We start from the raw sequence: 21,607 nt of genomic DNA, 5'->3' as shown, positions 1-21,607 counted from the left end.
GCAGCATGATGGAGGAAAACAAACGAGTATTGCTTGGAATGAGTGGCGGTACAGATAGTTCTGTTGCTGCTATGCGATTGCTGGAAGCCGGTTATGAAGTGATCGGAGTAACCTTCCGTTTTTATGAATTGAATGGCTCGACAGAGTATCTGGAAGATGCCCGTAATCTGGCAGAACGTTTAGGAATACGGCATATAACATACGATGCCCGTGAAATATTCAGTAAACAGATTATTGAATATTTTGTGCAGGAGTATCTGGCAGGACGGACTCCGGTCCCTTGTACATTGTGCAATAATTACCTGAAATGGCCTCTGCTTGCTAAAATTGCCGATGAAATGGGTGTTTTCTATATCGCTACCGGGCATTATGCACAGAATATACAACTAAATAATACCTTTTATATAACATACGCTGCCGACTCGGATAAGGATCAAACCTTCTTTCTATGGGGATTGAAACAAGATATTCTTTGCAGGATGTTGTTGCCGATGGGGGATATTACGAAAGTGGAAGCTCGTGTCTGGGCTGCGGAACATGGGTTCCAGAAGGTGGCAACTAAAAAGGATAGTATAGGCGTTTGTTTTTGCCCAATGGACTATCGAACTTTTCTGAAAAACTGGTTGGCTCAAAATAATGAGGCATTGGCAGAAGAAGAGCAGATGATGGGGGAGAATCAAGCATTGGTTGGAAGTAATCAGGCAGGACTCAATAAAGTGAAACGAGGAAGGTTTGTCGATGAAAAGGGAGATTTTATTGCCTGGCATGAGGGTTATCCTTTTTATACCATTGGACAGAGACGTGGCTTGGGCATTCATTTGAACCGTCCCGTATTTGTGAAAGAGATTAATCCTGAAAAGAACGAAGTAGTATTAGCTTCTCTTTCAGCTCTGGAGAAAACAGAAATGTGGTTGAAAGACTGGAATCTTGTCAATCAGGAGCGTACTTTAGGGCATTCTGACATCATTGTGAAAATACGGTATCGCAAACAGGAAAACCATGCTACGATTACCATTACACCAGATCATCTACTGCATGTGCAACTTCATGAGCCTTTAACCGCCATTGCTCCGGGACAAGCTGCTGCATTCTATAAAGATGGCTTATTATTGGGAGGAGGGATAATAGTCAACGCCCGGTAATTAGCCGACATAATTTAGGCACGGATTACACGGATAAACACGGAAAGAGAATAAACTTTATCCATGTAATTCGCATAATCCGTGCCTGGAAGAAATTGGAGAGGTGCTTCGAAACGCTCTCCTTGTACAAGTAATCTCTGTAATAAAGAAAACTAGTGTCGGTTATGTCTTGGTTTTTGGTTATTCTTCCGAAAGAATGCTGTCATTCAGCGCTAACATTGTTTCTATATATTCGCGCGTATTACTTAATCTGGGGACTTTGTGTTGTCCTCCCAACTTTCCTCTCTGTGCCAGCCAATCATGGAATAATCCCTCACGGGCAACGATTACTTCCAATGGTTGCAGAGCTATATCTTTCCATCGTTTCGCCTCATAATCGGAGTTGACCTCCTTCAGTGTGGCATCAAGTATCGCTGCAAATTTTTCTACTGAATCCGGCATCTTAGCGAACTCTATTAACCACTGGTGCCGGCATTTGGCATTCTCATCCATAAATACAGGTGCCGCGGTGTATTCACTAACTTGTGCTCCGGTTTCGGCACAAGCCTTTGCCAATCCTTTTTCAGCGTTATCGACAATCAGCTCTTCGCCAAATGCGTTGATGAAATGCTTTGTTCTTCCTGTGATGACAAACTTATAGGGATTCTTGCTGGTAAACTTCACTGTATCCCCAATCATGTATCTCCATAAGCCGCAAGAAGTAGAAATAACCATTGCATAGTTCTTGTTGAGCTCGACTTCTTCAAGGCAATAAGCTCGTGGACTCTCTTTTCCTACTTCCTCTAGCGGAACAAATTCGTAGAAGATTCCGTAGTCGATCATTAATAACATGGCAGGATCAGAGAGGTCGTTTTGAGTTCCAAAATATCCTTCCGAAGCATTATAAGTCTCTACATAATGCATTTTCGGTGTTTGAATTACCTGCTTGTATTGCTCACGATAAGGAGTGAAAGCCACTCCACCGTGGAAGAAAACTTCCAGGTTGGGCCATACTTCTTCCAAAGCCTGTTTTCCTGTCTTTTCAAGAACACGTTTGATAAGTACCAGCATCCACGACGGTACGCCGGACAAGCTTGTCACATTTACCGGAATAGTGCTGTTGGCGATTGCTTCTATTTTGGTCTCCCATTCGCTCATCAATGCAATTTTCTTGCTAGGTACACGAATGAAATTGATAAGCGGATTCACATTTTGAATCAGAATAGCGGATAAATCTCCTACTAAACTATGGTTGGAGTTGAGGTTCGGACTATGGCTACCCCCGAGAATCAGTCCCTTGCCGGAGAAAAAATGGCTATCCGGATTGATGCGGAAATAAAGAGCTGCCGCGTCTTTTCCTCCTCTGTAATGAATGTCTTCCAGTGCCTCTTTGCTGACGGGAAGGAATTTACTTTTATCATTAGTCGTTCCGGAGGATTTTGCAAACCAGCGTATCTCCGATGGCCAAAGCAGATTCTGTTCCCCGGCTCGCAAACGTTCTACATAAGGTTTGATTTCTTCGTATGTTTGGATAGGAACACGTTTTCGGAAATCTTCATAGTTACGGATAGAGGAATAATCGTACTTTCTTCCCCATTCAGTCTGAGCGGCCTGGCGTGTTAAGCGGCTTAACACACGATGCTGTATCTCACTAGCCTGACTAGCATATAGGTCTATCTGTTTTAAACGGGAATCGAAAGTCTTACTAATAATTTTTGTAATATTCATTTCTGCTTTAACATAATAATGTTTAGTCGTGCAAAAGTAACTTATTTATCTTTTTTTTCTATCTTTACGACGGAAATAATCGTTAAAAATTGACGACTTTCATATAAATCCCGAGTTTTAGACTAAAAAATGCGACAATGAGAATTGGAATCTTAACATCCGGCGGGGACTGTCCCGGTATTAATGCCACGATTCGTGGCGTGTGCAAAACTGCCATCAATTATTACGGAATGGAAGTGGTAGGTATTCACAGCGGTTTTCAGGGCTTGCTGACTAAAGATGTCGAATCTATTACAGACAAGTCGCTCTCCGGTTTGCTCAATCTGGGTGGAACGATGTTAGGAACTTCTCGTGAGAAGCCTTTCAAAAAAGGAGGCGTTGTCTCTGATGTTGACAAACCGTCTTTAATTCTTCAGAATATCCATGAAATTGGGCTGGATTGTGTCGTTTGTATCGGTGGAAATGGAACGCAGAAGACTGCAGCCAAGTTTGTTGCAATGGGAGTTAACATCGTATCTGTTCCTAAAACCATTGATAATGATATTTGGGGCACGGACATCTCTTTTGGTTTCGACTCGGCGGTAAGTATTGCTACTGATGCCATCGACCGTCTACATTCCACCGCAAGCTCTCATAAAAGGGTGATGGTGATTGAAGTGATGGGGCATAAGGCTGGCTGGATTGCTTTGTATTCCGGTATGGCAGGAGGAGGGGATGTGATTCTCGTTCCTGAAATCGCTTATAACATTAAAAATATTGGCAATACGATTCTGGAAAGACTAAAGAAAGGCAAACCCTATTCTATTGTAGTGGTAGCGGAAGGAATTCAGACTGACGGGCGTAAACGTGCTGCTGAATATATCGCGCAGGAAATTGAATATGAAACTGGTATAGAAACTCGCGAAACAGTTCTGGGGTATATTCAGCGTGGTGGTTCGCCTACTCCTTTCGACCGCAATCTTTCTACCCGCATGGGCGGGCATGCAACAGAATTGATAGCCAATGGCCAATTCGGGCGTATGGTGACTTTAAAAGGAGACGATATAGCATCTATTCCTCTTGAAGAAGTTGCAGGAAAACTGAAATTGGTTACTGAAGATCACGATTTGGTGATTCAGGGTCGTCGCATGGGGATTTGTTTTGGTTAGTTGCCGGAGCTTCTGTGTCCTGTACTGTGGAAATCTCATCGACGAGGATGTTTTCTTCTGAAACATTCTCTGGTTTTATCTCGGGATTTGCATTCAGTTCGGTTTCGAGTTCATTCTCAAGCTCGGTTGCCAATTCAGTATCAGAACCTGTCGCAAGTTCAACTTCCATTTCTGTTTCCGTTTCAGTTGCCGAATGTTGTATTTTAATCTCCTCGATGGTTGACATAAATGTCGGTTCCTTTACTTTCTTTATAGCCATCTGGGCGGCATTCTGTTGAGATTCCTTCTTGGAATACCCCGTACCTGTTCCTGCCGGAAGTCCTTCAATACGTACTTCAGTTTGGAATACAGGGTTACTGTCATGATCGAGAAACTGCTCGATTAATTCAAAGGAAACCTCCATTTTGTTCTTTTGGCTCCATTCGATAAGCTTGGATTTGAAGTTAACCTCTTTTCGGGATATTTTATCCAGATCGATATAACGGTTAATGATCCGTTGTTCCATAAACAGTTTGCAGCGTTCATATCCCTGATCCAGATAAATAGCTCCGATGAACGCCTCAAAAGCATTTCCATACATGTAGCTGTTGTGAGAAGAGGAGCGGGTAGAATACTTGATGAGCTTATCCAGGCCGATTTCAACGGCCAACTTGTTCAACGTCTCTCGTTGTACGATCTTGGAACGTGTATTGGTCAGGAAACCTTCCCGTTTCCCTTCGAAACGTTTGTAGACAATATCTCCCACGATGGCGTCGAGGATGGCGTCACCTAAAAACTCCAGCCGTTCATTGTTGAGAGGACGTCCCTTGTCGGAGCGGACAGAAGTCGATTTGTGCAGGAGAGCCTGCTCATAAAGCTGGATATTGCGCGGGTAGAACCCGAGTATCCGGTAAAAACAAAGATAAGACTCTCTATCCTTGCGGAACAAGAGCCTTATCTTATCTATTTCGTTACGTAACACGATATTACTCTGCGTATTTCTTGAAGATAACGCACGCATTGTGACCACCAAATCCAAATGTATTGGACAAGGCAACATTAACTTCGCGTTTCTGTGCTTTATTGAACGTGAAATTAAGGTTGTAGTCGATGTTCTCGTCGTCGTCACCTTCTTCGTGGTTGATAGTCGGAGGAACAATGCCGTTCTTAATGGCAAGGATGCTTGCAATAGATTCTACCGCACCGGCAGCTCCCAGCAAGTGACCTGTCATTGATTTGGTTGAACTGATGTTCAACTCGAACGCATGATCACCGAATACTTCCTTGATTGCTTTTGCTTCTGAAATATCACCAACCGGAGTAGATGTACCGTGTACATTGATATAGTCTACTTCTTTCGGATCCATTTCCGCATCTTCCAGTGCATTTATCATCACCAGTTTCGCTCCCAGACCTTCCGGATGAGAAGCAGTCAAGTGATGTGCATCTGCAGACATACCTACACCGGCAACTTCTGCATAGATTTTTGCACCACGAGCTTTAGCGTGTTCCAGTTCTTCCAGAATCAAGCAACCGCCACCTTCGCCCATAACGAAACCATCGCGGCTTGCGCTAAACGGACGTGAAGCTTTAGAAGCTTCGTCGTTGCGTGTTGACAAGGCGTGCATAGCGTTGAAACCGCCTACACCTGCCGGGAAGATTGCTGCTTCCGAACCACCGGATACAATTACATTTGCTTTACCCAAACGAATCAGGTTGAAGGCATCTGCAATAGCGTTGGTTGAAGTCGCACATGCTGAACAGGTCGCGTAGTTAGGACCATGGAAACCATACATGATAGAAATCTGTCCGGCTGCAATATCCGAAATCATCTTTGGAATGAAGAACGGATTAAACTTCGGACCCATTTCCTGACGAGTGTAGTAGTTGCCTACCTCTTCTTCAAATGTATGTATACCACCAATACCGGCGCCGAAAATAACACCGATTTTGTTCAAGTCTTCTTTCTCGACGTCAAGACCGGAATCACTCACCGCTTCTTTAGCAACAGCGATGGCATATTGAGTATACAAGTCCATCTTTCTTGCTTCTTTGCGGTCTATGTATTTCGTTGCATCGAAGTCTTTCACTTCGCATGCGAATTGGGTCTTGAATAACGACGCATCAAAATGAGTAATAGGCCCTGCTCCACTAACCCCGTTCACAATGTTTTCCCAAAATTCGGGAACGCTGTTGCCAACGGGAGTAATGGCGCCAAGGCCTGTTACTACCACTCTTTTTAATTCCATATTGATGAAATCGAATTACTTAGCGTGTTCTTCGATATAAGATACAGCATCACCTACAGTACCAATCTTTTCTGCTTGGTCATCAGGAATAGAGATACCGAATTCTTTTTCGAATTCCATGATAAGTTCTACAGTGTCAAGAGAATCTGCTCCCAGGTCGTTAGTGAAGCTTGCTTCGTTAGTAACTTCTGATTCTTCTACGCCTAATTTATCAACGATAATCGCTTTTACTCTTGATGCAATTTCAGACATAACTTTAAGTTTTTAATTAATAATTAGTTTTATTTCTTTAAATTTGCGGTGCAAAGGAATGAATATTTATCGTTTTGCGCAAATATTTGACTAAATAAATGCAATGTTTTGCACATTTTTCACTGTTTTGTGCATCGAATTTGAGAGTTATGAAGAAAAACATCGCAATTTTCGCTTCCGGTTCCGGTTCAAATGCCGAGAATATTATTCGGTATTTCCAAAAAAACGATTCCGTTCAGGTTTCGTTGGTGCTTTCTAATAAAAGTGACGCCTATGTTTTGGAACGTGCGCATCGCCTGGGAGTGCCTTCTAACGTGTTTCCAAAGGAGGATTGGATAGCCGGAGATGAAATTTTGGCTATTTTGCAGGAGTACCGCATTGATTTTGTCGTGCTGGCTGGCTTTCTGGTTCGTGTGCCTGATTTACTTTTGCATGCTTATCCCGATAAAATTATAAATATACATCCTGCTCTTCTGCCGAAGTTTGGAGGCAAGGGGATGTATGGTGACCGGGTTCATGAAGCGGTAGTGGCTGCCGGTGAGAAAGAAAGCGGCATTACTATACATTATATAAATGAGCATTACGACGAAGGAAATACGATTTTTCAAGCTACTTGCCCTGTTCTTTCGACTGATTCTCCGGATGATGTAGCTAAGAAGGTGCATGCTTTGGAATATGAACACTTCCCGCAAATCATAGAACAGGTATTAAATAATAAGAATTAAGTATCAGGTATTAAGTATTACGTCGTACAGATAATCCTTTGACAGAATTTTATTAAATTTTTCAGTCGATGCGATTAATGTCTGATACTTACTTGAAACTTAATACCTAATACTTAATAATGTATGCTTTCTCTTCTCTCCGCAAAGGATAATCTCCGCGTAGGGTTTCGAATAGCTCCGGTTGATTTTTTAGCCGGTTGCTGTCTTCGGTTGGATTATACATTTGGAGGACTGCTTCTTCGTGGTTTTTTGCATGAATAATGGGGGAGACAAGTGCGGGTGCGTTAATTTCATAATCCCCTTTTATTTGGAAAAAATTGCAGATGGCATCCAATGACATACGTGTGGCGTTTGCTTTTCCATCTGCAGAGTAACCTGCAATGTGAGGAGTTCCGATAAATGTCTTTTCCAGTAGATCACGGTTGATTTCCGGTTCATGCTCCCATACGTCAATGATGGCATCCGAAATCATCCGGCTGTTCAAGGCTTTTAAAAGAGCATCAGTCTGGATGACTTCTCCCCGTGAGGTATTGATGATAACAGGTTTCCGTTTGAGTGACTGAAAGAAAACTTCATCCGCCAAGTGGAACGTTTTATACTTTCCTTCCTTATATAAAGGTACGTGAAAAGTGATGATGTCACACTCTTCCGCTATTTTCTCCAGTGAAGAGAATCGTTCTGCACCTTCTTTTTCTTCCCGTGGCAAATCATTCAATAAAACACGCATGCCAAAATCCTGGGCAACTTTAGCTACTTTACTTCCGACATTTCCTACTCCTATGATTCCAATCGTCAGTTCATTCAGTCTTTTATTCCTGACGGACTTCCATACAAGAAGCGATGACTGTATATATTGGGCGACAGAAGCCGAATTACATCCCGGTGCATTCGTCCATTCGATACCGGCCTGTTTGCAATACTCCGTATCAATATGGTCGAAACCTATGGTTGCCGTCGCTATGAATTTCACTCGACTACCTTCCAATAAATCCCGGTTGCAATGTGTGCGGGTACGGACAATAAGTGCATCCGCATCCCGTACGAGCTCCGGAGTGAAATCTTTCCCCGGTGCATAAACTACCTCATCGGCTATTCTCTGTACCGCTTCTTTTATATAAGGTATTTTATTGTCGATAATAATTTTCATATACAATTCATCTTTTATACCCACAAAGGTAACAAATAAAAAAGTAAGAAACGGTTGCTTGTCTGAAAAATATTACATAGATTTGCCCTATTATATATCTATTAGCTAGTTAAGATTATGACATTTAGTAACCTTTGCAACGAGATTTTTTGGAAATCGACAACAGATTACCATGTAACGGATAGTGTGGATGCTCCGATGAACAATCCTTACGGGTTGAAAACTATTGAGTATTATTTATATCTAAAGAACTGGATTGATGCTGTGCAATGGCATTTTGAGGATATTATCCGTGACCCGCAGATTGATCCGGTAGAAGCATTGGCCTTGAAAAGAAGAATTGATAAATCAAATCAGGACCGTACAGACCTGGTGGAATTAATTGATAGCTACTTTTTAGACAAATACAAAGAGGTGAAACCTCTCTCTGACGCAACGATCAATACGGAAAGCCCTGCATGGGCAATTGACCGCTTGTCAATTCTTGCATTGAAAATTTACCACATGCAGCAGGAGGTGGAACGTACGGACACTACCGAGGAACACCGTGCTCAATGCCAGACTAAGTTGAATATCCTGCTGGAACAACGCAAAGACCTTTCTACGGCTATTGAACAGTTGTTGGCTGATATCGAAGCCGGAAGAAAATATATGAAAGTATATAAACAGATGAAGATGTATAATGACCCGGCATTAAATCCGGTGCTTTATGCGAAAAAATAACGAATGGCGCGTATTCTCATTATTCGTTTTTCAGCTCTTGGCGATGTAGCCATGACAATCCCGGTAATACATTCGCTGGCTGTGCAATACCCGCAGCATGAAATAACAGTGTTAAGTCGTGCTGTATGGCAGCCACTCTTTCAGGGGTTGCCTGCCAATGTGGGTTTTGTCGGAGCTGATTTAACAGGCAAGCACAAGGGGCTTTGGGGCTTGAATAGCCTTTATTCGGAATTGAAAGCAATGCATTTTGATTACATTGCTGATTTTCATCATGTACTTCGTTCTAAGTATTTATGTTTGCGATTCCGTCTTGCCAATAAACCGGTAGCTTCCATTTGTAAAGGAAGGGCAGGCAAAAAGAAGCTGGTTCGCCGTCATGATAAGGTGATGGAAAATCAGAAGAGTTCTTTTCGTCGTTATGCCGATGTACTTGAGAAGCTAGGTTTACCGGTACTATTAAATTTCTCTTCTATTTATGGCGAAGGAAAAGGAAACTTTGCGGAAATAGAACCAGTCACAGGGCCTAAAGAAGATCAAAAGTGGATTGGTATAGCTCCTTTTGCCAAACATGCAGGTAAGATTTATCCGTTAGAACTGCAGGAGCAAGTTATAGCACATTTTGCTGCCAATCCCAAAGTAAAGGTTTTCCTCTTTGGAGGCGGTAAAAGCGAGCAGGACGTATTTGATGCATGGATTGCTAAATATCCTTCTGTCGTTTCAATGATCGGTAAACTGAATATACGTACCGAACTGAATCTGATGAGCCATCTGGACGTGATGCTTTCAATGGATTCTGCCAATATGCATTTGGCATCCCTGGTCAATATTCCGGTTGTCTCTATTTGGGGAGCCACCCATCCTTATGCCGGTTTTATGGGTTGGAAACAATTGCCGGTCAATACCGTGCAACTCGATTTGTCATGCCGTCCCTGTTCTGTATATGGTCAGAAGCCTTGCTGGCGAGGTGATTATGCCTGTTTGAGGGATATAAAGCCGGAGCAGGTCATTGCGAAAATAGAAGGGCTTGTAGATTAATCCTTGCTGAAGTTCAAATTAGCTGTTTATTGAGCTGAAAGAGCGTAGAATCAAATAATGATGAAAGAGATACAACGAAAGAAAAAGGTACTGATAGATCTTACGAATTATGGTAGTCTCACAGCCGGCTTCGGGCAGATTGCGGCCAACTATGCAACCGCCTTTTCGTCTATGCCGGTAGATGATCTTCATTTTGTATATTTATTGCGGCAGAAATATATGCAGGAATTTGGTCCGAATGTGACCTCTGTTCCGGTACGTCGTATCAATAAGTTTTTTCCTTTTACCCTTCCCAAGGTAGATGTATGGCATGCGGTGAATCAACAGCGCAAGCTGTTGCGTATTGCCGGTGGTACAAAGTTTATCTTTACTATACACGACTTTAATTTCTTAACAGAGAAAAAGCCCTGGAAGGCGAAAATGTATCTTCGCCGGATGCAGAATAAGGTCAATAAAGCAGCGGTCGTGACTACGATCTCTCATTATGTGGCAGATGTCATTCGGCAGCATGTAGATTTGAAAGGGAAGGAGATCCGGGTCATCTATAATGGAGTGGAGAGAATCGATACATTGGAAGGAATAAAGCCGTCGTTTGCTACAGGGCGTCCTTTCTTTTTTACGATTGGACAAATCCGTAGAAAAAAGAACTTCCATCTCTTGGTTGACGTAATGCGTCATTTCCCGGAATATGATCTATATATTTGTGGCGATGCTCATTTTGCTTATGCTGAAGAAGTGCGCAATCTGATCCGTGAGAATCAGCTCACTAATGTCTTTTTGACGGATGTTATTTCTCAAAGCGAGAAGATCTGGTTATATCGGAACTGTGAGGCATTCCTGTTTCCTAGTGAGGGAGAAGGCTTTGGATTGCCGGTGGTGGAAGCTATGCAATTTGGGAAGGCTGTATTTGCTGCTAATCGCACTAGTTTGCCGGAAGTTTGTAATGGACACGCTATCATGTGGGAACATTTGGATACAGAATCTATGGTGGAAAGTATCCGGGAGCATCTACCTGATTTTTATAAAGATAAGGAACGCTTGGAGAAAATCAAGGAACATGCCGCTTCATTCAGTTACGAGAAGCATATACAAGCCTACCTTGATTTATATCGGGAGTTAGCTCAATTGCCTTAGTATTGGAATCAATTGCTCGTATACCTTTTCGGGAGTAATTAATGCAAAACGCTCCTCATAGGGTAATGTCGCCTGTTGTTCCGGTGGAAGAATGTCGTCAGGACTAATTCCTTCGGCGAGTACGGAATTGGCGGGTAACCACATTGACTTTGACGCACTTGGTGAATAAATGGCAAATGAAGGAACTCCAAGAGCTTGGGCGATGTGTCTGGCTCCTCCTTCGTTCCCGAAGTAAAATGAACAGTTGGCACAAAGTGCTGCCAGTTGTCGTAATGAAGAAGCTTGTATATCGATCTTGATACGTTCCGGACATCCTAATTCCTTGTAGATATTTCTGGCATCTTCTTCTTCGTACCCCGGCGCGTAGTTGAAGATCATTTGTATGTCCTTGTATTCCTCTAATATTCTTTTCAGTGTGGCTACCATGAACTCCGTATTCCATTTTTTATGGATGAGTTTGGTTGTGACTCCTATTAATAACACAGGGCGTGCAAAATCAATCCCTTCCTTTTCCATATAATATCGGAAATCTTCTTTTTCCCGGTCAGTCAGATATAACTTGAATTCTTTTGTGTATTGAATAGGTCTGATCTTTTCTAATGGTGCTGCAAGCAATAGATTGCGTTGTACCATGTCAGTTGTCAGATTCTTACTGTAAGTGTCTGTCCGGTAGTTCAGTAGAAAATGTGTATATCCTTTAATGCGTCCTATCCGGAAAGGGGTTCTTAATGAAAAAAGAGAGAAAAAAAGAGTCCGGATAGTAGAGCGCATATCGATGATTACATCGTATCTGTTTTTATGCATTACCTGCCATACTTTTTTTATATAAGCAGTGAATGGTTTATTCTCATTCTTGTCAAATGTAATGACTTTATCTATATCCGGATGCCCCTCATAGAGTGGAGCAATATTTTTATTAAGCACGAAGTGTATCTCTGCATCGGGAAAACTTTTTTTCAGCGTGCTGCACAATGCAACAGCCAGAATTGAGTCGCCTATTTGTCTAAATCGAATAATTAGAATTCTTTTGATTGGTTTCATGCTTAAACTTCCTTATGCTTTTTATCGTGCAAACATAACTAAAAAAAAGCATTTATGTCTAAATATAAATGAAAAGAAAAAAGAAAAAATGACTAAAGCGGTTCGTAACAGGACTTATATGTAGAGAGAGTTAGCCAATCTTTGTGAGAAAAGAGAAAAATATAGTCGGAATATGGCCTAATTTCTTTATCTTTGCTCAATCTTTGTAATTAGTATTATATAGGAGAGTGTAATGAGAGTGATTGTAAATCCCAAGTACGCACATTTGCAGAAGGAGATAGAAGAAATTCCAAGGTCCTTCCAGAAAGAAAGAGATGTGGTGTATGATGGTCGTAATGTTTTAAAACGAATTGGCTTGGGCAGTATTGATGTTGTGGTGAAGAGCTTTAAGAAGCCTCACATCATCAACCGCGTTGTATATTCGTTTTTCCGGCAATCAAAAGCAGAACGTTCCTATATTTATTCTATGGAGATCCAACAGCATGGTTTTGACACTCCGGAGCCAGTGGCTATGATTGAACAATTTCAGAATGGTCTTCTTTCACATAGCTATTATATTTGTTGTTATGATGGTGGCGAAACTGTCCGTTCCCTGATGGATGGGAAAGTAGAGGGAAATGAAGATAAACTTTCTGCTTTTGCGCGCTACACTGCTGCTTTGCATCAGGCAGGTATTCTCCATTTGGACTATTCTCCCGGTAATATACTGATTCATCAGAATGAAACGAATGAATACAGTTTCTCTCTGGTCGACGTGAATCGCATGCAGTTGCTATCGGATATTGATTGTGATATGGTATGCCGTAATATGTGCCGTTTGTGTATTTCGCGTGAGGTACTGACTTACATCATGACAGAATATGCTTCTTTGCGTGGATGGGACGTCGAATCTACGGTCAGTCTGGCCCTTCGTTACAGCGATCAGTTTTTTACTCATTATATTTATCGTCGTGCGGCACGGAAAGAGAAAGAAAAGCATATTGTATCCCTGATTTTATTCTTCCGTTTATACCGTTCCGTACGTAAATTCTTTTCTTGGGAACCGCATATCTCACGTTTCTTATTGAAAAAGGAAAAGCATATCTATGATACATACCTGTGCAAGTATGATTATTGTGAATTGCTTTCTGCTGATTATCAATGATTACTTCTTACTTCCGCGCATCACTACACTGCGGATTTTATGCCTGAAAAACCCTTTTTGATTAATATATGTGCAGTTATGTTTGTCCAGAAATGCAGAGATAACTTCTTCGTCATCACGCAAATGGTATGTGCAAATGGCAAAATCCAGCTTCTGGCAATTTTGGAATAAGTTATTGCATCCGGCCAATGCGTGCCGTTCGGCTCCTTCTATATCCATTTTAAGAAATAGATGTTCATTCGTCTGGTTGTTAAAGAAATCATCTAGTGTTTGCTCTCTCGAAGAATTATGATCGCTCACATACTTCTGGACAATCGTCACTTTGTCCTGCCATGGTTCGAAGGTAGCTCTGATGGCCTCTAACCATTGCTCGTCCTGCTCAAACAAATAAACATGTTTGGCTTCTTCGATAATTTCCAATGATGAATATCCTTCGGCACAACCGACATCCACAAATACTTTCCCTGTCACTTCTTTAACGCTGTTGAAGTAATGGTGCGGTGAGCGCCTGTCTTGTTCCATACTCAAAGCCCTATAATATTTTTGAATTTTCTTGGCTGGAGTGCTTTTTCTGAAATAGAGTCGCTTCTTTTCTTTTTGAACATAGTATAAGCCTTTTTCCTCATCTTTCTGTACATCAACAGGCATATTGGCGTATTCATCCTTGAATTCATACAGGTGTCTTGAATATCCATGTTCTTTAATATATTCATAGTATTTCAGATAAGGAGAGCCAGGCTTATATCCTTTCATGAAATAATATGGGAGAGTGCCATATATAAATTTCTTTATTGTATGTTTAAGTACGTTCATTTCATTAGTTTCTTGTAGATGTTTAAGATTTCTTCCGCTTGCTTTTCTTCAGAGAATCTTTTGGCAAATTTTTGCCCCTTTTCAATCATCTCCTTTTTTCTTTCAGTATCGGAGTATATCTGTTTGAAAGCATTGGCCATTCCTTTGATATCGTCAGGATGTACATAGATAGAGTCGGGACCTCCGGCTTCTTCCAGGCAAGATCCAGTCGCGGCCACTACCGGAATATCGGAGTATAGAGCTTCTATAATGGGAATACCAAAACCTTCGAAACGGGAAGGGTATACAAAAATTTCTGCTAACTGATAAAAAGCCGGTAGATCATCAAAAGGAACATTGCTGATGATATGTACCCTTTCTTCCAGCTTATTCTCCTTAATGAAACGTTCAATTTTATCAGTATATTCCGTGTGGCGTCCTACAATGACGAGATGAATCTGTTCAGGAAGCATCGTTAGTGCCTGCACCGCTGAAAGGGCGTTTTTGCGTTCTTCAATACTTCCTACGTTAAGGATATAGTGATCCGGTAGCTGATATTTAGCCCGGATTTCTCTTTTCTTCTCTGCTGCTACAGGATGCATGAATGAAGGATCACATCCCTGATAAACAACTTCTATCTTATCGGCGGGAATCCTGAAATACTCAATAATATCACGCTTGGTACATTCGCTGATAGCAATGATTTTATCGGCATTTTCGCAAGCTTTACGGAATTTGTATGTGTATATTTTCCTGTCGATCGAATGGTAATACTGCGGATAGCGCAGAAAGATCAGATCGTGAATCGTTACAATACTTTTTACCTCGCTTTGATGTATATTCAGGGGCAACTCATTACTAAGTCCGTGGAATATATCGATTTTTTCTTTTTCCAGTTGTTGGGTAACGCCCCATACTCGCCACAATGAACTTAACTTTTTCCAGGAAGAAGTAGTGGGATAAGAAAGCTGTAGTTGCTGATACTGCTTCGTTAATTTGTCCAGTCTCTTGTTTTCCCGTTTCTTGGGGGCATACAGCACATATTCATTCTCCGGATAGAATTGGCATAGGATATTCACTATATAGCGGCTATAATTACCCAGACCGGTGAAATTCTGTACTGCACGTTTTCCGTCAAAACCTATTCTCATTTCTTCTTCTTACCTTTATGTGATTATAATTAGACTTCAAAATTCCGATAAGGTTTATTCAAGTCTAAATAATGGAAATTATGTTGTCTTTGTCCACTTTGTTTAGGTATGGTCATGTAATCTCCATATTTCTGTGACAGATAAGCGTCGTATTTCTGTACTCCCCATACTTCTTCATCTTCAAACCGGATAGGAGTGGGAGTGCCCAGGATATCCTTCGACATGATTCCTTTCATTCCATCATCATAATCGCAGACTAATGCGCATTGGTCGAAATCGTATTTCTTCATCACCTTCCTGATGCTTTCCTGTGCTCCGGTAAGGGTAAAAAACTTTCTGCATAATAGCGGTATCCATGAACTGGGACCTTTCCCATGTTTGTATGGATCGCGATGAATAAGATAAAGTACTCGTTTGTAGAACTCATACTTCGCAAAATGCATTCTTTGCGCCATACGGCTTTCCGGAACTCCATCTAGTGGAAATATATCAATATATACACCTCCCAGATATTTGAGATGCATACGCTCGATTAAGGTTGTGTTGGCATCCTGCACCTTTGCGAACGGAAGAGGATATTCCTTATCATTCTCAGCGCATACCGCTTCGTAAGGTTCCGGTAACCATTCTTTGGCATTAGCCATTAGTAAGTCATAATCAGCTCTTGGCATTCCGATATCCAAATCATCATCCCAGGGGATGAATCCTTTGTGGCGCACAGCTCCCAGCATGGTGCCTGCCATGATGTAATATCGCAGATTATGTTCTTTGCAAACTTTGTCAACAGCTAATAAGTTCTTTAATATGCGAAGCTGTAGAGGGCGGATGTCGTAATTAGCCATTCTATCTGATTTTAATTAATAAAGACTGGCTGGAATCAGCTTCTGTGCCTGTTGAAAGTCTTCTACTGTGTCCAGCTCGGCCGAGAAGAACTCGGTGGTGTCCATAACGTAAAAACTATATCCTTGCGGAATCAGTCTCTCAAAAGCCCGTTCGTAGAATATATTATCCAGCCCTTCGGTAGTAATCATAATTTCCAGTTCCCGGAATAGCGCTTTGGTATATTCAGCTGACATCTTTTCAATGCCGATAGATTCTCCGATAGCATCGGATATCGAGCAGACTTTGCTGATTTCAACGACCTTTTGTGCGTCGTCCACGATGACTTTTATTTCTTCTGCTCCGAGCTCATGACGATTCAGTGCCAATATGTCGTCCTTATCCGAATGAAGCAGTTTCTCTACAATCTGCGGATCAAATACAATGTCGCTGTCTAATAATAAAATCTCCTGCCCATCTGTATAGGAACGGGTGAGCCATAATGAATAGATATTGTTGGTTGATTCATACCTGTCATTATAGATGAAAGTAATATCTTGGGTTGGATAATGTGCCTGTAGAAAATCTACGATTTGCTGCTGGCGATACCCGGTGACAATGATGAATTCATCAAATCCGTTTTGTATCAGAGCATCAAAAGCTCTTTCCAAAAGGCATCGTTCTCCTATTTTGAGAAGACATTTGGGCGTCGTATCGGTCAGCGGGCGTAAGCGTGAAGCTATTCCTGCGGCTAATATTACTGCTTTCATTTGGATGCTATTTCTTTGATTGTATCTATAACGATCCGGTTCTGCTCTGGGCGTCCCAATGTGATACGCAAATGAGTATTGATATCCGGTTCATTCATAAACTTCACTTTATAACTCTGTTCAGCAAAAGCCTTTTGTAAAGCCTCTTTCAGTTCTATCGGGTATTTGATTAAAATAAAATTGGCAACCGATTCATATACTTTGAATCCGGGTAATACGCCGATTTCCTTTTCGTAACGCTCACGGTCTTCATTCATCAGTTTGGCGATGTTTCGGTAGTGTGCGTCCGATTTGAGAGCCGCAATGGCGATATCTTCGGATATCCGGTTGTATCCCAGATATTTATTGCTGTATCTGCTGAATTTTTCCAGCTCCTTACTCATGAATCCGAATCCCATACGTAAACCGGGCAATCCATAAAACTTGGATAAAGTACGGGAAATAATCAAATTCGGATATTTATTAACCAGCTTTTTGATATAACTAGTATCAGTTGAAACAAAAGAAGCGTATGCTTCATCTATCAGTACCACTGTTTGGCTGGGTACTTCTGCGAGCAGTTCATCCAATTCTTTTGGAGTTAAACCATTGCCGGTAGGGTTATTGGGAGAAGCTAGTAAAAGAATCTTCGGATTCTCTTTCTGAATCATATCTTTTAGCGTCTCAAAGTCATATTTAAAAGTATTTCCGTCTTCGTAGAGAGGATATTGCAAAGTATGGCCATTCACCTCATCTGCAATTGATTTATAATACCACCATGAGAACTTGGGAATCAACATCGTTTTATTTCCATCTTCTTGAGTCAGGAAGTAGTGTACAGCTTGCTTCAGAATATCTTCTCCGCCGTATCCTAATAAGACTTGTGTTTCATCTATATCATAAAGTTCGGATAAGAAAACAGATAATATACTTTTCTTTCCTTCATCATAAATGCGGGTATAAAAACAAAGTTTATTTATATCGAAGTTTTTTAAAGCTTCTACTACTTCTTTTGATGGACTGTAGTTAAATTCGTTTCGATCTAAAAAGTTCAAATTCTTTTCCATATTAGTTTTGTATGATTCCTTTATCGCACCAGGTTAGTTTCCTGACTTTCGTTTCGTTCAAAATACTGCGGTTGTTGCTCAAATTATCCGTTCCATGTAGTTCGTGATGAAGGTGGAACACAATTCCCGCAAATTTGATGGTACGCTTGCGTACACCGCTATTGATGAGGCGGCACACTAATTCATGATCTTCGCTTCCCCATCCGGTAATAGCTTCATTGTACCCATTGACTTTTAATAAATCCTCTTTCCAGAAAGCCATATTGCATCCTCTGGAATATGAAATATCCCATTGGCGATAATGCTGAAGTAGTGGGCTTAGCCAAGGCAAATGTACTCCGTTGATTGTGTTTTTAGTACCTTTGTCGTGAATAGAGATCATGCAGTTTCTTTCTGCTAGCATCTTTTGGGTTAAACCTTCCCGGATTAATACACGGCTACCGGTTACGAAACTGCCTTTTTTAGCAAAACGTACATGATCTTTGACGAAATCTTTGTGTAAGACGATATCCCCGTCAATTTGTATAATATATTCTTTAGATGCTTTCGCAATAGCTTTGTTACGGATGGAAGCCAGCCTGAAGCCTAGATCTTCATGCCAAACATGAATAATAGGGACTTCGGAGGAGGCTGCTAATTGATGAATTAGTTCTCTTGTATCTTCTTTAGAACCATCATCGGCAATGATAATTTCATCTGGAAGGAGAGATTGACGTAGCACGCTTTTAACGCATAATTCTAATGCGTCGCTTCTATTATAGGTGGATATAATTAGCGATGTACTTATGTTGCTCGCCATTGGTTTATTCATATAATTATTACTAAGTTAGTTAAATAGTTAAGGGGGCTTGCATTAAAATTCTACAAATGTATACATTTTATTTGGTTGTGACAAGCGTTAAAGGCTTTTTCAGGATAGCTACATCAAATTTTATGATTCTTTTTTTGTTCTGGAATTAATAAGTCTACATGCAAGTTCGTTGTCTTTGCGGCTCTAGTAAGTCATCTCTTCATTATAACTATTGGCTTTGTATAAATCTTCTTTCCAAAAGACTATATTCATCCTCTTACATACAAAATATCATTATGATGAAACTTCTCTTGTAAATGACTAAGAATGAAGAGATGCTTTTCCATGTTTTTAAGAAGTATAAGACTGTAAATTTTGTAAATGAAAATAATATTTTCTATGAACCTTCTTATAGTATATTATTTGTTGATAGTTTTTCCGCCTAAGTTTTGTCCTTTTTGTATTTATGACTTTTAATTAGATACTGAATGCTAAAAGGAAGTTTTAGGAATAAAAAACGTTTTATAGATTTGAATGTTAGTCGGGTTTCCAAAATAGGAGGGATACAGTTTTGAGAGAGCCTTGCTAATCCTTTTATTAAATCAACCCTTTTAATATTTGAGTACATCGCTGGTAGGTATCGATGATAAATTTCAAATAAATAATATAAGTTTATTTCTTTTTGAAGATGTTTGCTAAGGTTGTTGTCTGCTTGCATCAATCTCCTGATCTCACTAAAAACTATGGTAAGATCATTTAGATGCTTCAAGGTGTAGCCTTGTTCTATATTTGTAATAGAGTCTTCTCTCTTGCAATTATAAAGATAAGTTGTCCGGTTGGTTAGGCTAAATGATCTGGTATTTAGAGCGAGCATGGCATGCATTACTATGTCTTCGTGGTACACGTGTTCCAAAAAATGAATATGAAATTCTTTTAAAAAAGAAAGATTATATAATTTATTCCATGTAGTTACCCATATCTCATTTTTTTCTTCATAAAAGTATTGAGCCATACATAATTTACCTTTTCGTGTAATATTAGGATAGTTAGTAATTTTGAGTGAATTTTCATTCTCATCAATTTGATTGATTCCGGCTGCTACAAAGTCTACTTTCTCGTGTGAAATAATATTATATAAAGTTTCAATGCAATCAGGAACAATAGCATCGTCGCTATCCATAAAGTATAGATATTTCCCTTGAGCAGATTCAATTGCTGTGTTTCTTGTTCCTCCCAAACCAAGATTTTTTTTATGTGTAATTATACGGATGCAGTTACCTCTAGGATGTGTGCTTTTAAGTTGGTAGACTATATCCATGCTGTTATCATGCCCTAAATCGTCTACTATCAAAATCTCTAAGTTTTGATAGGTTTGGTTTAATGCAGATAATAAGGCACGTTCAATGTACTTTTCTACATTATAAATAGGCATTGAGAGAGTTATTAAGCACATACTTTTCTTCAATCATTAATAACAAAATAATATTAGGTGATTACAAAGTTACTTTAATATTTGTAATGATGAAAGTTATTTCGTTTTTTATTGATTTCTTATCCCGAGCTTGCCCTATATATAGAAAGAATAATTTCATTAGAATAAAACTTTGGATTATTTTCATTACCTTTGTTCAGAATATTGTGTTTGTCTAAATAATGGGACTGATGTAAATTCTGCAATTCCTCTATTGTTTAAGACTATTGTTCTTTAATTTAAATTTTAATAATATGATATATATTATTTGTTATGATTGGCCTTCAACATCTGGTAATCATACAGGAATGAGGTATCTTTATGAATATATTCAAAAAAGAAATCCTGAATTGTATAAAATGTATACTTTCAATATGGGTAGGCGTTTTTTGGATAAGGGAAAAAAGGGGAAGAAAATCTCTGTGCTTTTTACGGCACTTAAATTAGCAATGACATATAAATCAGGAGATAAGTTTGTTCTTACTGAATATTTACATAGAGATTCATATCAAATATTGTTTGCAAAAATAATACGCTTTATATGTCCTAAAGCACCTATATATGCTATGGTGCATCTTGTTCCTGAAAAATTGGAAAGGCGATATTCGAAAGCACAAATAAAGAAGAGTTCGCGATTTGTTACAGAAATTGTAACATTGGGAAGTAGTTTGACATGCTATCTCAATAATTTAGGAATAGAGAATGTTTATACTTCCTTTCATTATGTCGATAATAATTATTATACTCCTTCTGCAAATCTTTATAACAGAGGTGGTGATGTCAAGGTAATAGTAATGGGTGCTTTGGCACGTGACTTTGAACAGATTGCTTATATTGTTTCAAGACTTCCGCAAATTCATTTTTATATATGCAAAGGGCGGGAGAATATTGATTATTTGTTTTCAGGTTTAAAGAATGCAACATTGGTGGGGTATGTTCCGGAGGCGGAATTAAAGCATTATATGAATGATTCTGATATTTCATTAAATGTGATGAAGGATACTATTGGAAGTAATGTAATTTGTACTTCAATGGCAACAGGATTGGCGATGGTGGTTAGTGATGTTGGATCTATACGGGACTATTGCGATGAGACTAATGCATGTTTCTGTTCTTCTCCCGATGATTTTATAAAGAATATTATGATCTTAGCAAATGATCGAGAGTTGCTCAATTCGTTAAAAAAAATGTCTTTGAAAAAAGCACAGCAGTTTTCTATCGATAATTATTGTGTTAGCTTGTCATCTCTATTGAAGTAATTGAAGAGTATGGCCGTTTACAGTTATTATAGTAAAATTCTTAAAGGATATTGTTAGCAAGGGTATTCCTTAAATTCAAAAAT

21 protein-coding genes are annotated in these 21,607 nt (G+C 39.9%); 8 read left to right on the top strand and 13 right to left on the bottom strand.

The features are described from left to right. Window positions 1–5: 5 nt before the first annotated feature. Window positions 6–1,142 carry a tRNA 2-thiouridine(34) synthase MnmA gene (mnmA, locus tag KSX81_RS10655; protein ID WP_004298311.1) on the top strand — a complete coding sequence of 379 codons (1,137 nt, stop codon included), beginning with the start codon at window positions 6–8 and terminating at the stop codon, window positions 1,140–1,142. Between the two features lie 180 nt (window positions 1,143–1,322). Here mnmA and KSX81_RS10650 read toward each other — a convergent pair whose 3' ends face one another. Then, entirely contained in the window at window positions 1,323–2,849 is a 1,527-nt protein-coding gene (locus KSX81_RS10650) for a GH3 auxin-responsive promoter family protein (protein ID WP_004298310.1), read from the bottom strand. 137 nt (window positions 2,850–2,986) lie between these two features. On the opposite strand from KSX81_RS10650, the gene KSX81_RS10645 reads away from it, so the two are divergent. Beyond that, window positions 2,987–3,997 (top strand): ATP-dependent 6-phosphofructokinase, encoded by a 1,011-nt coding sequence (locus KSX81_RS10645; protein WP_004298309.1) that lies wholly within the window; start codon window positions 2,987–2,989, stop codon window positions 3,995–3,997. On the opposite strand, the gene rnc is transcribed toward KSX81_RS10645, so the two are convergent. The 3 genes from rnc to KSX81_RS10630 are packed head-to-tail and all read right to left on the bottom strand — an operon-like array spanning window position 3,939 to window position 6,477. Continuing rightward, on the bottom strand, window positions 3,939–4,997 hold the full coding sequence (gene rnc, locus KSX81_RS10640) for a ribonuclease III (RefSeq protein ID WP_004298308.1): 1,059 nt from the start codon (window positions 4,995–4,997) through the stop codon (window positions 3,939–3,941). The two genes, KSX81_RS10645 and rnc, sit on opposite strands and share 59 nt — an antisense overlap. Further along, window positions 4,963–6,225 (bottom strand): beta-ketoacyl-ACP synthase II, encoded by a 1,263-nt coding sequence (gene fabF / locus KSX81_RS10635; protein ID WP_004298307.1) that lies wholly within the window; start codon window positions 6,223–6,225, stop codon window positions 4,963–4,965. Before fabF ends, rnc begins: the two co-directional genes overlap by 35 nt. 15 nt (window positions 6,226–6,240) lie before the next feature. After that, window positions 6,241–6,477: an acyl carrier protein gene (locus KSX81_RS10630; protein ID WP_004291965.1), complete on the bottom strand. Its 237-nt coding sequence runs from the start codon at window positions 6,475–6,477 to the stop codon at window positions 6,241–6,243. 98 nt (window positions 6,478–6,575) lie between these two features. Between KSX81_RS10630 and purN the strand changes: the two genes are divergently transcribed. Next, window positions 6,576–7,202 (top strand): phosphoribosylglycinamide formyltransferase, encoded by a 627-nt coding sequence (gene purN, locus KSX81_RS10625; protein ID WP_004307440.1) that lies wholly within the window; start codon window positions 6,576–6,578, stop codon window positions 7,200–7,202. Window positions 7,203–7,308: 106 nt separating this feature from the next. Here the strand turns inward: purN and pdxB are convergent, their stop codons facing one another. Beyond that, window positions 7,309–8,349 carry a 4-phosphoerythronate dehydrogenase PdxB gene (pdxB, locus tag KSX81_RS10620; protein WP_004322488.1) on the bottom strand — a complete coding sequence of 347 codons (1,041 nt, stop codon included), beginning with the start codon at window positions 8,347–8,349 and terminating at the stop codon, window positions 7,309–7,311. A 117-nt stretch (window positions 8,350–8,466) separates the two neighbouring features. On the opposite strand from pdxB, the gene KSX81_RS10615 reads away from it, so the two are divergent. The 3 genes from KSX81_RS10615 to KSX81_RS10605 are packed head-to-tail and all read left to right on the top strand — an operon-like array spanning window position 8,467 to window position 11,241. Beyond that, entirely contained in the window at window positions 8,467–9,072 is a 606-nt protein-coding gene (locus tag KSX81_RS10615; RefSeq protein ID WP_004298304.1) for a DUF4254 domain-containing protein, read from the top strand. Window positions 9,073–9,075: 3 nt separating this feature from the next. Next, window positions 9,076–10,107: a glycosyltransferase family 9 protein gene (locus tag KSX81_RS10610; protein ID WP_004298303.1), complete on the top strand. Its 1,032-nt coding sequence runs from the start codon at window positions 9,076–9,078 to the stop codon at window positions 10,105–10,107. A gap of 57 nt (window positions 10,108–10,164) precedes the next feature. After that, window positions 10,165–11,241: a glycosyltransferase family 4 protein gene (locus tag KSX81_RS10605; protein ID WP_004298302.1), complete on the top strand. Its 1,077-nt coding sequence runs from the start codon at window positions 10,165–10,167 to the stop codon at window positions 11,239–11,241. Here KSX81_RS10605 and KSX81_RS10600 read toward each other — a convergent pair. Next, window positions 11,224–12,282: a glycosyltransferase family 9 protein gene (locus tag KSX81_RS10600; RefSeq protein WP_004298301.1), complete on the bottom strand. Its 1,059-nt coding sequence runs from the start codon at window positions 12,280–12,282 to the stop codon at window positions 11,224–11,226. The genes KSX81_RS10605 and KSX81_RS10600 overlap by 18 nt on opposite strands. Before the next feature lie 232 nt (window positions 12,283–12,514). Between KSX81_RS10600 and KSX81_RS10595 the strand changes: the two genes are divergently transcribed. Further along, entirely contained in the window at window positions 12,515–13,426 is a 912-nt protein-coding gene (locus KSX81_RS10595) for a lipopolysaccharide kinase InaA family protein (RefSeq protein ID WP_004298299.1), read from the top strand. Here KSX81_RS10595 and KSX81_RS10590 read toward each other — a convergent pair whose 3' ends face one another. The 7 genes from KSX81_RS10590 to KSX81_RS10560 all read right to left on the bottom strand — a co-directional run bounded on the left by KSX81_RS10590 (window position 13,427) and on the right by KSX81_RS10560 (window position 20,226). Next, window positions 13,427–14,239 (bottom strand): FkbM family methyltransferase, encoded by an 813-nt coding sequence (locus KSX81_RS10590; RefSeq protein ID WP_004298298.1) that lies wholly within the window; start codon window positions 14,237–14,239, stop codon window positions 13,427–13,429. Then, window positions 14,236–15,369, bottom strand: coding sequence for a glycosyltransferase family 4 protein (locus KSX81_RS10585; protein ID WP_004298297.1), 1,134 nt, complete (start codon window positions 15,367–15,369; stop codon window positions 14,236–14,238). The genes KSX81_RS10590 and KSX81_RS10585 overlap by 4 nt, the downstream gene beginning before the upstream one ends. Window positions 15,370–15,398: 29 nt before the next feature. Beyond that, window positions 15,399–16,211: a phosphorylcholine transferase LicD gene (locus KSX81_RS10580; RefSeq protein WP_004298296.1), complete on the bottom strand. Its 813-nt coding sequence runs from the start codon at window positions 16,209–16,211 to the stop codon at window positions 15,399–15,401. Window positions 16,212–16,226: 15 nt separating this feature from the next. Next, window positions 16,227–16,958: an NTP transferase domain-containing protein gene (locus KSX81_RS10575; RefSeq protein ID WP_004298295.1), complete on the bottom strand. Its 732-nt coding sequence runs from the start codon at window positions 16,956–16,958 to the stop codon at window positions 16,227–16,229. Beyond that, window positions 16,955–18,004: a pyridoxal phosphate-dependent aminotransferase gene (locus tag KSX81_RS10570; RefSeq protein WP_004298294.1), complete on the bottom strand. Its 1,050-nt coding sequence runs from the start codon at window positions 18,002–18,004 to the stop codon at window positions 16,955–16,957. The genes KSX81_RS10575 and KSX81_RS10570 overlap by 4 nt, the downstream gene beginning before the upstream one ends. Before the next feature lies 1 nt (window position 18,005). Next, window positions 18,006–18,815 (bottom strand): glycosyltransferase family 2 protein, encoded by an 810-nt coding sequence (locus tag KSX81_RS10565; protein ID WP_004298293.1) that lies wholly within the window; start codon window positions 18,813–18,815, stop codon window positions 18,006–18,008. Between the two features lie 421 nt (window positions 18,816–19,236). Further along, window positions 19,237–20,226 carry a glycosyltransferase family 2 protein gene (locus KSX81_RS10560; RefSeq protein ID WP_004298291.1) on the bottom strand — a complete coding sequence of 330 codons (990 nt, stop codon included), beginning with the start codon at window positions 20,224–20,226 and terminating at the stop codon, window positions 19,237–19,239. 293 nt (window positions 20,227–20,519) lie between these two features. On the opposite strand from KSX81_RS10560, the gene KSX81_RS10555 reads away from it, so the two are divergent. After that, window positions 20,520–21,524 carry a glycosyltransferase gene (locus tag KSX81_RS10555; RefSeq protein ID WP_004308031.1) on the top strand — a complete coding sequence of 335 codons (1,005 nt, stop codon included), beginning with the start codon at window positions 20,520–20,522 and terminating at the stop codon, window positions 21,522–21,524. Window positions 21,525–21,607 lie beyond the last annotated feature (83 nt).

The organism is Bacteroides sp. MSK.18.37, assembly GCF_019129155.2.
Taxonomy (GTDB): Bacteria; Bacteroidota; Bacteroidia; order Bacteroidales; family Bacteroidaceae; genus Bacteroides; species Bacteroides ovatus.
This window is presented reverse-complemented; position numbering and strand designations above follow the sequence as displayed.